Here is a 15,610-nt window from a genome sequence, read left to right on the forward strand (position 1 = left end):
TTGATGTTGGATTTACTTAAAGAACTCAAAAAAAATAGCTTAGCGGTTTGGGTCAGTGGAGATATTCTAAAATTAGCAAGTAGCACTGATGAAATACCAAAAGAACTACTAACACGATTGAAAGAAGAAAAGTCTCAGTTAGTTAATTATTTGCAAAGAAGAGAAATTGATTCACAGGAAAAATTTTCTGAGCTTAAGGAACTTATACAATACCGCCTATCTTTTGCTCAAGAACGATTATTGTTTATTGAGCGCTTACAGCCTGAAACCTGTGCATATCACATTCCGTATTTAGTGCAACTGGACCAAGATGCCCAATTAGATATTCTACAAAGTGCTTTTACACATTTGGCAATACGCCATCCTGTGCTCAATTCCGTCTATATGGAGTCTGACAACCAGAATATCAGCCAGATATTATCTGACTCTATTAAAATTTTGACAACCCAATTAAGCACAGAAGAAAATTTACTACCGGCGGTAAAAGATGAGATAGTGCGCCCCTTCGATCTGTCACAAGATCCACCAATGCGCCTGAAATATTATGAGGTCAATAAAAAGCTGTATTTGCTAATTATGTGGCATCATATTGCGTTTGATGGCTGGTCAATGGACATTTTCTTACGGGAATTATCTAGCACCTACCAATCTCTACTTAACAGTCAGGAAGTACGCTTACCAGACCTATCTATCCTATATAGCGATTACGCCCAATGGCAGAGGGATTACCTAAATGGAGAAAATCTCTCCAAGCTAAAGTCTTTCTGGCATAATACCTTATGCGGTTATGAACTTTTAGCTTTACCAACAGATCGCCCTCGCCCAAAAAAAATGGATTACCGAGGAAAAAATACCTACTTTACGTTAGAGACTGGACTATCCCTGAAATTGCGGCACTATGCCCAAACAAGGGAAACTACTCTATATACCGTCCTCCTCAGTGCTTTTTTTGCAACACTGTCTAGCCTATCAGGGCAAGAAGATATCCTGATAGGTACTCCGTCAGATAATCGTCATCATGCCCAGACCCAAGACGTAATTGGCTTTTTTGTCAACTCGCTGGCGCTACGTGTAAAGTTAAATGCAGATATAACAGCTGATGAATTAATCAGGCAGGTACATCAGGTAGTCTCTGCGGCTAAAACTCACCAAGATCTACCATTTGAGTCTCTCATTGATACACTGGAAGTGGAAAGGGATTTGTCCCGCCATCCATTGTTTCAGGTAATGTTTACGGTACAAAGTTTTGGTTTGACAAACCTATATGAATTGCCGTTTACCCGAGTAGAAACAGATCCTCAAAACCCATTATATTCGCCTGCAAAAGCGGATTTACGCCTGACTCTCGATGACAGTGGGAACCAGATAAAAGGTTTATTTAGTTATGCCGTAAGTCTATTTGATGAAGACAGCATTATTCGTATCAGTAGAGTCTATCAAAAAATTTTAGTACAGATGCTGGAGCAGCCCTCCCGATCTATCAATACTTTTGATAGTTTGTCAGATAGAGATCGCCAAAAAGTTTTAATTGATTGGAATCAGACAAGCTCACATAGTGGTAATGAGCTAAGTTTATCACATCTATTTGAAACTCAAGCCCTAATAAATCATGATTCAATCGCGGTTAGTTTTGAAGAACAACAATTAACTTACCAAGAGTTAAATGAAAAAGCTAATCAAATAGCAAGGGCAATACAGCATAACTATCAAGATAAACACCGAAATACGATAAGACCCGATACTATCGTTGCCTTATATTTTGAACAAAGCCTGGAAATGGTTATAGGGATATTAGCTGTGCTAAAAGCCGGCGCAGCTTACCTTCCCCTTGCCTGTGATGCACCTCAAAAACGTCTGAAATTTCAATTAGAAGACAGTAAATCTGCCCTGGTATTAAGTCAAAGTTTCAAGCTTGATAAACTCCGCTCTTTACTCGAAGAAATCCCCACTCCACCTTTATTACTTGCAGTAGATAACCAAGTAGAAACTGCGCCGTATTCTATCGAAAACCTAAGTCATGGTCCGCAAGGAAACAACCTGGCGTATCTAATCTATACCTCAGGCACAAGCGGTACTCCTAAAGGAGTAATGGTAGAGCATAAATCCGTTGTCAATCTAATTAAAGCACAAAGCGAAGCATTTAATTTTGACAATCAAGAACGTGTACTTTGGCTGTTGTCTTATGTTTTTGACGCATCAGTTGAGCCCTTTTATTTGGCTCTGTTGAATGGTGGGAGATTGATATTACCCGAAAGAGGAATATTAAAACAACCGGAAAAAATCATCGGCTTATTAACCAAACATCAGGTTACACACTTGGTAGCATCTCCTTCTCATTTGTTGACTTTAGGTAACATCAAAGACAAACAGCAAATAAAAAGAGTGGTATTTGGCGGTGAACCTTGTTCACCAGAGTTGGTAAATATTTGGAAAGACAAGCTTATTAATGAATACGGACCAACTGAAGCTACGGTAACAGCCATTCAAAGCCTGAACTTTTATCAGCAAAATAATAATCGATGTATAGGTCGCCCTATCAATAATGTTAAGGCTTACGTACTTAATAAAAAAGGTTGTCCGGTACCCATCGGGGCTCCAGGGGAATTATATATCGGTGGAGCAGGAGTCGCCCGAGGCTATCTCAACCAGAAAGCACTGACAGCACAGAATTTTATCAATAACCCTTTTGCCAATAATGAAGATAAAAGCAGGGGGTATGATCGCTTATATAAAACCGGCGATTTGGTGCGCTGGTTACCCAACGGGAACTTGGAATATCTGGAACGTATAGGACAGCAGGTTAAAATTCGGGGTTACCGAATTGAGTTAGGGGAAATTGAAACTGCGCTCACCAACGTAGAATCAGTAAAACAGGCACTGGTGACAACTTATCATCATCAGGGTAGTACCCTGCTAATAGCCTATATAGTACCTTGTCTAGCACAAGATATTTCATCAGAAGTCTTACGGGACACATTGGCTCTTAGCTTACCTGAGTATATGTTGCCGGAGAGCTTTACTTACCTGGATCAGATCCCGCTAACCACCAACGGTAAAGTAGACTATCGTGCTTTACCCGCCCCGGAACTAATTTCTAAGGATAACTACCTTGCACCCCGAACCGAACTAGAGAGTCAGATGTGTCAGATCTGGCAACGTGTACTGGGACTGGAACACATAGGCGTTAAGGATGACTTTTTCCGTATAGGTGGCCATTCAATTAATGCAGTTCAGCTAACCGCTACTATTCGTCGAGAACTGGCTATAGAAGTTTCACTGGAAGATCTGTTCGAACGAAAAAATATAGCCACTCTGATTTCGGGAATAGAAAAACAAAAGCTGTTGACAATCCCGCGCTCAAATGCAACCGCATTTCCACTATCTTTTGCTCAGGAAAGACTTCTATTTATTGAGCAATTTGAATCTGGTAGCAGTGCCTATCATATACCTTATCTTACCCGACTAAAGCCAAAGACATCGCTGGATAAGCTTGAACAAGCGCTAAACGCTGTGATTCGTAGACATACTGTGCTTAACAGTGTCTATTATACCGATAACACCGGAATTAGTCGGCAAGAGGTACTATCTACTCCTGTCACTTTACAAATGCACAAAGCTGCGGACAAAAAACAATTAACGCTCTTAGTTAGAAAAGAGTGTATGCATTCCTTTGACCTTGAAAAGGAAGGGGCAGTTCGACTTCATATATATCAATTAGGGGAAGTAGATTATCTACTAATACTCTGGCACCACATCGCCTTTGATGGCTGGTCTAGCGGGATTTTCATCAAAGAGCTTTCAGAAATTTACCAAGCTATATGTCAAAAGCGAGAAGCTCTCCTACCCGAACTGGATATTCAATATCGTGATTATGCTGCCTGGCAACATGACTATCTGCAAGGAGAGCAGCTAGAGAAGCAGCTACAGTATTGGCAACAACGTTTGTCCGGATATGAATCTTTGGCTTTACCACTTGATTACCCCAGGCCCATAGTGGCTGATCACCGAGGTAAATACCATCGGTTCACTCTAGGTAGTCAAATCTCAGCACAGTTACGAAGATTAGCAAAAGATCAAGGAATCTCTCTATATACTGTACTTCTCAGTGGATTCTACCTATGCCTGACAACCCTGTCTGGGCAAGAAGATATTTTGGTGGGCACACCGTCAGATAATCGTCATCATGCCCAGACTCAAAATTTGATCGGTTTTTTTGTTAACCCCCTGGCTTTGCGTGTTGTAATCAAGTCCGAAATGTTGATAAAAGAACTATTAGCCACAGTGCACCAGGTCGTAACTTCGGCTAAGGTGCATCAGGAGTTCCCATTTGAGCGTCTAATTGAAGAACTGAAGATAGAGCGAGATAATTCTCGCCATCCTTTATTCCAGGTAATGTTTGGCCTACAGAATAACAGGCAGGAAATCAGTGATGCCGAAAAATTACCTTTTATTCCTACAAAATTAATTGATGAAAGCAATTTATATGTACCGGCAAAATTTGATCTAAGTTTATCGCTAAATGATTATGGCGATGAAATTACCGCAGGGTTTAACTATGCGGTAAGTCTTTTTGATGAAGAATCTATAGCACATATATCCAGTCTTTACCAAAGGATGCTCTCCGGTCTCCTTTCTGGACCAGACTTTCCGATAGCACAAATAGAAAAACTAAGTACCGTTGATCGACAGAAAATGTTGTACCAGTGGAATGATACTCAGGTTAATTACCCCGACGGAAACACTATACATGGTCTATTTGAACAGCAGGTCAGCCGGACACCTGATCATATTGCCCTGGTTTTTGAGCAATGCCGACTAAGCTATCGGGAGCTAAATCAAAAGTCCAACCGTCTCGCACGTGCACTTTTAAATAAATATGAAGACAGCACAGCGAGGACAATAGAGCCCGACGATCTAGTAGGATTATGTTTTCAACGTAGCGCAGATATGGTGGTTGCCATTTTGGCGGTACTGAAAGCTGGAGCGGCCTATGTGCCAATTGCACCGGACCTCCCTCAAGCACGTATTAAATTTATACTGGAAGATGCACAAATCTCGCTGGTAATGAGTGATAAGCAGAGCTTATCGGCACTACCCGCATCCCAGGCTGGCAAGTACCAAGCTCCATCAATCCTTGTAGTTGATGATAAAAAGGAAGTCACCGCATATCATCACGATAACTTACCAGAAACATCAAGTAGCAATCATCTTGCCTATGTGATTTACACGTCAGGGACAACAGGTAAGCCCAAAGGCGTTTTAGTGCAACATAATGCAGTAGCAGCTTTTACTTGCAATAATCGTTATTTGGAAGCCTCCAAGGTGACCAATATTGCCAGTTTGTCTTCCTATGCTTTTGATGGTTTCGTATTTGACTTATTTTACAGTGTGCTAAATGGCTGCAGTATGCATCTCATTACGCAGAACGTAATCCAGTCTCCTATAAGTTTAATAGACTATCTAAATAGCCATCATATTGATTCATTTTTTATCACGACTGCATTACTGAGTGTCCTGACCAAAGAAAGCCTATTAAATGGATTGAAGGTAAATAATATTTTATTTGGCGGAGAAAAGGCCGATGCTGGAACTTTACACCAGCTAGTTAATGACCACCCTGAAATTTCGTTTACACATGTTTATGGGCCGACTGAAACGGTTGTTTTTGCTACTGCCTGTCACTTAAATACCAAGATGAGAAAACTGCCTATTGGCAGCCCATTGCATAATAAAAAATTATATGTTTTGGATAAAAATGGCCAACCGGCACCTGTCGGGTCTCCTGGGGAACTATATATCGGCGGTGCAGGTATTGCTCGCGGCTACCTTAATCAGGAAGAGCTGACAGCTAAGAGTTTCATTAATAACCCTTATGCCAGTGATGAAGATAGAGAAAGGGGACATGACCGGCTATATAAAACTGGGGATTTAGTGCGCTGGTTACCAGACGGAAATTTGGAGTACCTTGAGCGAATTGGTAAGCAAGTTAAAATTCGGGGCTACCGGATCGAATTAGGAGAAATCGAGTCAGCCCTGCATGAAATCGAAGCAGTAAAGCAAGCATTAGTGACCACTTTTCACCATAAAGAAAATACAATATTAGTTGCTTATATAGTACCAGAGGCAAGAGAGAAAATTTCACCGGAAACCCTAAAGCAAATGCTATCTATTAATTTACCGGGATACATGGTACCTGAAAGCTATACTTTGTTGGAGAAATTGCCATTAACCCCTAACGGAAAATTGGACTATCGCGCGTTACCAAATCCACAATTGATTATAAATGATAACTACCTCCCTCCCCGCACCAGTCTTGAACAAAATCTCTGCCTGATCTGGCAGCAGATATTGGGACTTGATCGTGTAGGTATTGCGGATGACTTTTTTCGAATCGGTGGGCATTCGATCAATGCGGTACAACTCATAGCTACCATTCGCAGGGAATTAGGTATTGAACTATCCCTAGCAACTCTCTTTGAGAAAAAAAATATTGCTGCCCTCTCCAAAGGGCTTGAGGAGAAGCCGCTGCTAAGAATTCCTTCAGCAAAAGTCGGCCCTTATCCCCTGTCTTTTTCCCAGGAGCGTTTATTCTTTATCGAGAAATTTGATTCCGGGGCAAGTGCATATCATATTCCCTACTTAGTTAGGCTCAGGCCTCAAGCATCGCTAAATAATATTGAGCGGGCAATAAGCGAGGTAGTACGACGTCACACTATACTAAACAGCATCTACTACACGGACAAAAATGGTGTCACCCTACAAGAAGTCCAGCCCAGGGAGATAGCAATAAACAAGCACCAGCTTACAGATGAATCCCAATTGAAGACTGCCCTGATTAGGGAAAATAATCGGCCCTTTGATCTAAGCCATGAGAGCGCCGTCCGCTTACATATGTACCAGTTAGGCGAACAACGGTACTTGTTGATCCTTTGGCATCATATTGCTTTTGATGGCTGGTCTACTGGCATTTTTATTAAAGAATTTTCACAAATCTATCATGCTATTTGTGAAAGGCAGCAAGCATCACTACCGGTGCTGGAAATCCAATATCATGATTATGCTGTTTGGCAACGAGAATATCTCAAAGGTGAGACTCTAGAAAATCTGCTGAATTACTGGCAAAAAACGTTGTCCGGTTACGAATCCTTGGTACTGCCACTAGATCATCAACGGCCGCCAAAGGCTGATCAAAGGGGTAAGCACTATCACTTTGTCCTAGACGAAAATACATCAGCGCAGTTACGCGCTTTTGCAAGATCTGAAGGTACTACTTTATATACCATATTACTAACTGGATTTTATCTTTGCCTCGCAACCTTGTCAGGGCAGGAAGATATCCTGGTAGGTACACCCTCAGATAATCGTCACCATGCCCAAACTCAAGACTTGATTGGTTTTTTTGTTAACACTCTAGTATTGAGAACTGTTCTAGATACTAAAATGACTGTAAAGGATTTGATAGCACAGGTGCATCAGACCGTTACTCAGGCTAAAGTGCATCAGGAACTGCCTTTTGAACGCCTGCTCGAGGCACTTGATGTTGAACGTGATAGCTCCCGCCATCCACTCTTTCAAGTCATGTTCGGTGTACAGAGCTTTGTTCAGCAAGAAAGTGTTAATGACGATTTCCCGTTTTTACCCTCTGAACTCGATGGAGAAGCTTCTCTATATTCACCGGCAATTTTCGATTTAAGTTTATTTTTAAATGATGGTTACGAGGAAATTACCGCAACGTTTAATTATGCAGTCAGCCTATTTGATGAAAAGACCATCATACGCATTGCCAACTTGTATCAACACCTACTCACAAGTATGTTGGCAACGCCTAAGTTATGCTTAGAAAAGATTGAACGAGTTAGTGAAATTGAACGTCAACTAATCCTGGGTAAGTGGAATGATACAAGGATTGACTTCCCTGAGGGACAAACCTTACATGGTTTATTTGAACGGCAAGCCCTGCGAACGCCAAATCACATTTCACTGATCTTTGAGCAGCAACGGACTACTTATAGTCAACTTAATAAAAGAGCCAACCGTTTGGCCCGCATCCTGTCAAAACAATATCAATCAGCTCACGGACAATCGATAACTCCAGATACCGTTATTTCATTATATTTTGGGCGCGGTATCGATATGATTATTGCTATTTTAGCAGTACTAAAAGCCGGTGGAGCTTATTTGCCCCTTTCGCCTGATTACCCTGAACAGCGCCTGAGTTATATCTTAGCTGACAGTCAATGTCCGATGATCCTAACGGGAGAGAGTAACGAAGATAAACTCCGGAAAATCGTCGGTATTGAACATCAAGAATCCATAGTGTGTGTAACCCAAGAGTTACTTTTGAATGAAGCAATAAGTGGGGATAATTTACCTGCGCTGACATCAACATCCGATCTGGCTTATGTGATTTATACATCCGGTACCACTGGCACACCTAAAGGTGTGATGATTGAGCATCACAGTTGCGTAAATTTGATGCAACATAACCTAGAAACGTATCAAGTTTCTTCTGGTGAAAATTTATTATTACTGGCTAACTACACTTTTGATGCATCGATAGAGCAGATATTTATAGCATTACTTAGTGGTTCTCGGCTAGTGATTACCGGTGATGCCGACATCCAGTCTTTTAGCCGTCTGGAGCGGCTAATTGAGCAAGAGTCCATTACTCACCTGGATGCACCATCTAGTCTCCTTCTGGCATTGGAACTTGGGGAAAAACATGGCTTGAAGCGAGTCATCTCGGGTGGCGAAGTGACCTCAACCAAGCTAGCCAGTGATTTGGGGGATAAACTCATTAATGTCTACGGACCTACAGAAACGACTATCAGTAGCCATCAATATCATTGTCCACCTCAATCAGAAGACAACCAGATCCCGATAGGCAGGGCCATCGCCAATAACAAAAGCTATGTCCTCGATAAATCAGGTCAGTTATTAGGAATAGGGGCTATTGGTGAGTTGCATATAAGTGGAGCCGGCCTTGCCCGGGGTTACTTGAATCAACCTCAACTGACAGCAGAGCGCTTTATAGAAAACCCCTTTGCCAGTGAGGAAGATAAAGCCAGAGGTTATACCAAATTTTACAAAACTGGCGATCTGGTCAGGTGGTTACCCAGCGGTGAGCTGGATTATATCGGTCGCAATGACTTGCAAGTGAAAATTAGAGGTTTCCGTATTGAGTTAGGTGAAGTCGAAGCGGCTTTAAATGACCTAGATGGAGTAAGGCAAGCGATAGTGACAGATCACGAATATCAAGGTCAAAAATACTTGGCAGCCTATTTAGTCCCAGATTCCGAGGACTCCAAAGATCTTGATATATTAAAAGCAACATTAGTGTCTGTATTGCCCGAGTATATGATTCCTGCAAGCTTTAGCTGGATTGATAAAGTACCACTTAATTTAAGCGGCAAACTGGATAAAAAGGCCTTGCCAACTCCCAAGCTTGTTTCCCAGAGTGATTATCTGGCTCCACGTACGCAACTTGAACGCCAATTGTGCGAAGTTTGGCAACAGGTCCTGGGATTGGACCAGGTTGGTATCCGCGATAACTACTTCAGTATCGGAGGAGATTCAATCAAAGCCATCAGTCTTGGGGCCAAAAGTCGCCAGATAATTGGTATAGATATCCCACTAGCAATGTTATTTGCAAATCAAACAATTGAAAAATTAAGTACCTCGTTACAGCAAGACGCAGTATCAAATCAGGATGAAACTCAAGAATTTGAGATGGTCTTATAGGGATAATAAAATGAATCAATTAATCAGCAAAATAAAAAACAATCAAGTCGCAATCTGGCTGGATGGAGAACAGCTACGCCTGAGTAGTAAAAAAGATTTGTCAGACAGCGATCTATTAGAGTCAATCAAAGAACACAAGTCATCATTAATCCGCTTGTTAAAATTTAATCACATTTACAGTAAAAGTGACTTCATCAATAGGATAATATTTTCTGTACCCGAAGAGAAATCTGAACTTAGTTTTGCCCAGGAGAGGTTATTATTTATTCATCAGTGGCAGCAAGGAAGTAATGCCTATCATATCCCACATCTGATTCGACTATCTGATGATATTAACTATCCCGCTTTAGTAGATGCTATTCAGTATATGGTTAGGCGCCATCCAATACTAAACACCGTTTATCGCCTTCATGAAAATGGTGATACGTACCAGCAAGTCCTTGATAGCCCTTTAACTATTCGTTGTCTATCAAAAAATAACAATACTGATCTGTTAAATGGGATACAAGAAGCCATAGAGCAGAACTTTGATTTAAGCGAAAAAATACCGTTAAGGGTTATTCGATTTGATTCTCCCCAAGGAGTGTTTGTTCTTTTTGTTTGGCATCATATTGCATTTGACGGCTGGTCAGCACAAATTTTCTTCACCGAATTATCTCAAGCCTATTCATCCTATTGTCTTGGGCAGTCACCCGACCTTGCTCAGATAGACATTTGCTATAGTGATTATGCCGTATGGCAAAAGACATTTTTACAGGGAAAAGAACTACGAAACCTTGAAAATTACTGGCTAGGGCAATTGGGTGGATACAGCTCGTTACACTTGTTCACCGATAGACCACGTCCGCCCCAGCAAGATTATCGTGGTCAGGTATTCAATTTTTCATTAGATACACATCTTTCACAACAATTAAGATTATTGGCCCGTGATCAGAAGACAACTCTGTATTGTTTAATGCTCAGCGGTTTTTATTTGTTGCTCTCGACGTTAAGCGGCCAGAAAGACATGGTTATCGGTACGCCGTCAGAAAATCGTCACCATGTACAAACCCAAAATGTTATAGGCTTTTTTGTTAATTTGTTAGCATTGAGGGGGGAAATAGACGAAAGCTTTTCAATTGCACAATGGATAGATAAAGTTCACCAATTGGTTCTTGGAGCTAAAATTCACCAGGAACTCCCCTTTGAGCACTTGGTTAAACTGCTTAAAGTGGAACGAGACCCCTCCCGCCACCCTTTAGTTCAAGTCCTGTTTAGTCTGGAAAGCGTCCAGAAGAATGTAGAAAAAAGTAAAAATCCCTCTTTTACCCAGCTATCCTTAAACGACCTAAACCAGCTAGATTTTATTGGCGAAGAATTACTAGAAGACATTCAACACCATCAAGAGTATTCTCCAGCAAAATTTGATTTGAGTTTATATATTAATGACTCGCAACCTGATCTCAGCGGTGTCTTTAATTTTGCTATCAGCTTATTTGATGAGCATACAATCAAGCGATTCGCTGATTTATATCAAAGAATATTGGCCCAGATGGTTTCCGATGTACATCAGCCTATTGCTTCTATGAATTTGGTTTGCAAGCAGGAGAAGCAAACTTTATTAAATAACTGGGTCAAAACCACACAAAGCTCATCTCAGAGTCTATGTCTTCATCAACTATTTGAAGAACGAGTTAAGACCTTTGCCGATAAACCAGCAATATCATTTAAACAACAAACTCTCAGTTATCAACAGCTAAACAATAGAGCCAACCAACTGGCGCTAAAGCTACAAGCTGATTATCTATCAGCACAGGGAAAACAACTTGAACCGGATACTTTGATTGGCATTTTCCTTGATCGCAGCCTGGAAATGGTAATTAGCATTCTAGCTATTCTCAAGGCCGGCGGTACTTATGTACCTATTTCTCCAGACTACCCCAAAAGTCGAAGCTTGTACATTTTACAAGATACTGGGGCCTCCTTGGTTATAACCAGAAAAAAATATGCTCACACTTTCACGGCTTTCTCTGGCGAACTGGAACTGATACCCCAATTGGTATATGTGGACACCTTAGAAAATCAAGCTACTAGCGACAGACAAGCGCCTGTAAGCGCTGTTAAACCTCAGGATCTGGCTTATGTGATTTATACCTCTGGCACTACAGGCAAACCTAAAGGGGTATTACAAACTCATGAAAATGTGATCCGCTTATTACAGGTAACCCAGGCCGATTTCGGCTTCAATGACAGCGATAACTGGGTACTTTACCACGCTTATACCTTCGATTTTAGTGTTTGGGAACTTTGGGGCGCTTTGACTACAGGTGGAAAACTTGTAATCCCAACGACAGAAATCACAAAGGATCTACCCACTTTTGTCCGTTTGTGTCAGCAAGAGCAAGTGACAGTATTAAACCAAACACCAGCTGCCTTTTATGCACTAGTTGATACATTAAGGATCACTGGAGAATGTCTTGAAGCACTTCGATTGGTGATTTTTGGAGGGGACAAGCTAAATATTGAACAACTTAAAAGTTGGTGGGATACCTATGGTAATAAATCAACTCGACTGGTAAATATGTATGGTATTACAGAGACGACCGTGCACGTGACCTATAAAGAGTTAACAGCCGACGATAATACGGCTTACTCCAATATCGGTAGGCCATTAAAGGATATGAAGGCATATGTACTCAATAGTAAATTAATACCTTTACCAATCGGTGCTCCGGGGGAGCTATATGTAGGCGGATCAGGGTTGGCTAGAGGGTACCTTAACAGGCCCGAACTTACGGCTGAGAGATTTATTGAGAACCCTTTTATTGCATCAGAGGGAAACATCAAAAACCGGCTGTATAAAACTGGAGATTTAGTCCGCTGGCTGCCTAACGGTGAACTTGAGTATCTTGGACGAAATGATGCCCAGGTAAAAATTCGAGGTTATCGTATTGAACTGGGTGAAATTGAAGCTGCCTTAGCCCAACATCCTCAAGTACAGCAAGTAGCGGTAATTGATAGGATCCACGAAAAGAATAAGTACCTTGCCGCCTATGTCGTCCTCAGTGAAAAGAAAAGTTCAGACCCTAGCAAGTTAAAAGATTTTGTTTCTGAATTCCTACCTGATTATATGATGCCTTCCACCTTTACCTTCCTGGATACATTGCCGCTAACAATAAACGGAAAATTAAATCGCGTGGCCTTGCCCTTTCCAGAATTTACTAGCAAGGTTGAATATGTTGCGCCAGAAAATGAACTGGAGCAGGAGTTATGCCTGATTTGGCAAAGGGTATTGGGTATAGATACTGTCGGAGTACTAGACAGCTTCTTTGAATTGGGAGGGGACTCAATACTGTTACTTAAAGTTTACCATCATTGTAGTCGCAACAATATCCGGGTTTCACCTAAACTACTCAATGAACAACCCACTATCAGAGGCTTGGCTGAAAGTATCAAAGAAGAACCCATGCCTGATTTTTCATCCTGCACCGAGGATGAAATTGTTAACTTTTTGACTGGTTATAATGAATTTAATAAATTTATGACCTTTAACGAAGCCAGTAACAAAACCGGTTTATTCCTGATTCCAGCAGCGGCAGGTCCTGAAACTTTTACTCCACTTGTGGAAAAACTGGAAATCAACCGGCCGGTCCACTTGCTGGAAAATATCCAGGTGTACAGTGGGCGGCAAATAAGACTGAATTATTTGATTGACTATTATTTTGCTGTGATACGTAAGAAGCAGGCAAGTGGGCCCTATTTGCTGGGAGGCTACTGCGAAGGCGCTATGGTTTCCCTTGGTATCGCCCAAAGACTGAAAGCTTTAGGCGAGAGTGTCGAAATGCTATTTTTAGTTGACCCCGTGGTGATCAATATAGAGCAAAATCTGATTGACACCATCAAGCAGGATCCTAGGCTACCTAATTGTGGGCGTTTTGAAGCTGAAATGGTGGATACTTTTCTTTTCTATGCCGAATATGTCAAATCACTTCAGTCCTATAGCGGACCAGTAGTTTTCTTTGAAGGCAGTAGTGTCTCTGATGAGGCAACCCCAACACAAATCCTTGCTGTGATCAATGACTATATTGACATTCAAGAATTGTTCAACAAGGGCTTCTCAACACCAAAAAATGGTTTCGAAAGTTTATTGTTAAATTGCGATTATATTGCCATAGATGCAAAACATGAGCGAATCATGATAGAAGATGAAACACTGAATACTATGGCCAACGTAATCAACCTTAAATTGTCCTCCAGCTACGATAATTATCTAGAGACTGAAACTCATAGCGAAGTAATTTATAGTTAAATGAAGATCTGCTGAAAACTAAGATTTAGCTTTGTTAAAGCTCAAAATTACAGTTGAACTGAGGGAGATTCTGACTTATTTCCTTATACACCTACATTCCTTGAATATATTTTATCAAGAAAAAATTTACATCTACATATTTACGATAGAACTTTTGAGGAATTGGGTATTTTTTAGGGACTTCCCAGGAAGGATTTATGGAACGACAAGAATTAATCCGCTTATACGGATTTCAAATGGGGTGGGGATTTTTCTCCACCTACTTAGTTTTACCGATATTAACACCTTTTTTTTTAGCTATGGGCCTGTCTATGCCACAGCTGGGAATAATACTGGCAATCATGGGGTTGTCAGTCATGCTTTTTGAACTACCTACCGGTAGCTTGGCGGATCAGATCGGGAGAAAAAAGGTATATCTAATTTCCCTGACGATGTCTATGGCTTGTTACCTAGTGCTATTGGTTTGGCAAAGCTTTTATGGAGCTTTACTGGCAATGTTTTTATGGGGAGCTAGTCAGGCATTATTTTCTGGCTCTTTAAATGCCTGGTTTGTAGAGTGCTTTAACCAAGCCGAGGGTACAATGAGCCTGCAAGAGGGTTTTTCACATATCGCGACTCGTGCCGGACTCATTGGGGCTCTTGGTGCAATGAGCTGCGCCCTAGTAGTAGGAGGCGGGGAGTATTTCGGGCATTATGACCTGGACTTATATCGGGGACTTTTAGCTTTATCCCTGTTTAGCAGCTTACTCTTATTTGCCTTTACCGAGATAAAAATCAGAGAAAATCGTGTATTTGATCGTTTTCGACTTTCAAATATCGGCCAAATCCCTAGCCAACTCAGTTTAGGTATTAAAGCCTGCTATTCACCATCACTATGGCGCTTATTGTTGGCTGTTATTTTATTGACTCCAATAGCTAGTGCTGTCGAAAAATATTGGCCAGTTCGCTTAGAGGCCTTATCGGGCGATATGCCCGTAGGTTGGCTGTATGGGCTATTAATGGCATTAATTATGCTACTAGGCAGTTTGTCAGCGAAAATCACTACCTGGATGGCTCAATTTTTTAATCAGCAATTGGGAAAAGTACTTTTGGTAGCCAGCCTGATAAAATTATCTCTGGTGATGTTGCTGGCTTTATCTGGAGATCTATTACTGTTTGTAAGTTTATTCTTATTGTTTAATTTTAGCATCGGCCTGGGTCTTTCTGCCTCCGCTCAGTTACAACATCAAGCAGTCAAGGACGAGGTCAGGTCAACTGTTGACTCCATTTTTTCATTAACGACTCGCTTTGGTGGTGTCATTGGTTCACTAGTTTGTGGTTTTGGCGCAGCTGAAATAGGACTGAACAATACTTGGTTATTGTTAGCAGCCATGGGGCTTTGTGGTAGTTGTATATTTTTGAGCTCAGAATTTAACCCTACGATCATAGATAGAGACAAGCAAATAATAGAGAACGGTTAGTGCTCCAGTCCCACCCCCCTTCGGGGGGATAGCCTACTTGCAGGGGAGCAATTGATACCCTCAAGAATAATTATTTCGTCAAAGCTTCTTTCTATGCTAATCACTCCGCTATCCCACTCCA

Annotated in this window: 3 protein-coding genes; all 3 read left to right on the forward strand. The window is 41.3% G+C overall.

What is annotated here, in order from left to right; genetic code table 11:
- The first annotated feature begins 3 nt into the window (after nucleotides 1–3).
- Entirely contained in the window at nucleotides 4–9,741 is a 9,738-nt protein-coding gene (locus tag ACJJIW_RS02035) for a non-ribosomal peptide synthetase (protein WP_444936589.1), read from the forward strand.
- Between the two features lie 10 nt (nucleotides 9,742–9,751).
- Complete coding sequence (locus ACJJIW_RS02040) at nucleotides 9,752–14,029, forward strand: non-ribosomal peptide synthetase (RefSeq protein WP_444936590.1); 4,278 nt, start codon at nucleotides 9,752–9,754, stop codon at nucleotides 14,027–14,029.
- A 197-nt stretch (nucleotides 14,030–14,226) separates the two neighbouring features.
- Complete coding sequence (locus ACJJIW_RS02045) at nucleotides 14,227–15,489, forward strand: MFS transporter (RefSeq protein ID WP_444936591.1); 1,263 nt, start codon at nucleotides 14,227–14,229, stop codon at nucleotides 15,487–15,489.
- Nucleotides 15,490–15,610: the final 121 nt, after the last annotated feature.

It is taken from the genome of Microbulbifer maximicatervae (SeqCode), from assembly GCF_052467815.1.

Excerpts from the sequence above, each read along its gene's own strand:
- ACJJIW_RS02035 (WP_444936589.1), top strand. The coding sequence starts at position 4 with ATGTTGGATTTACTTAAAGAACTCAAAAAAAATAGCTTAGCGGTTTGG.
- ACJJIW_RS02040 (WP_444936590.1), top strand. The coding sequence starts at position 9,752 with ATGAATCAATTAATCAGCAAAATAAAAAACAATCAAGTCGCAATCTGG.
- ACJJIW_RS02045 (WP_444936591.1), top strand. The coding sequence starts at position 14,227 with ATGGAACGACAAGAATTAATCCGCTTATACGGATTTCAAATGGGGTGG.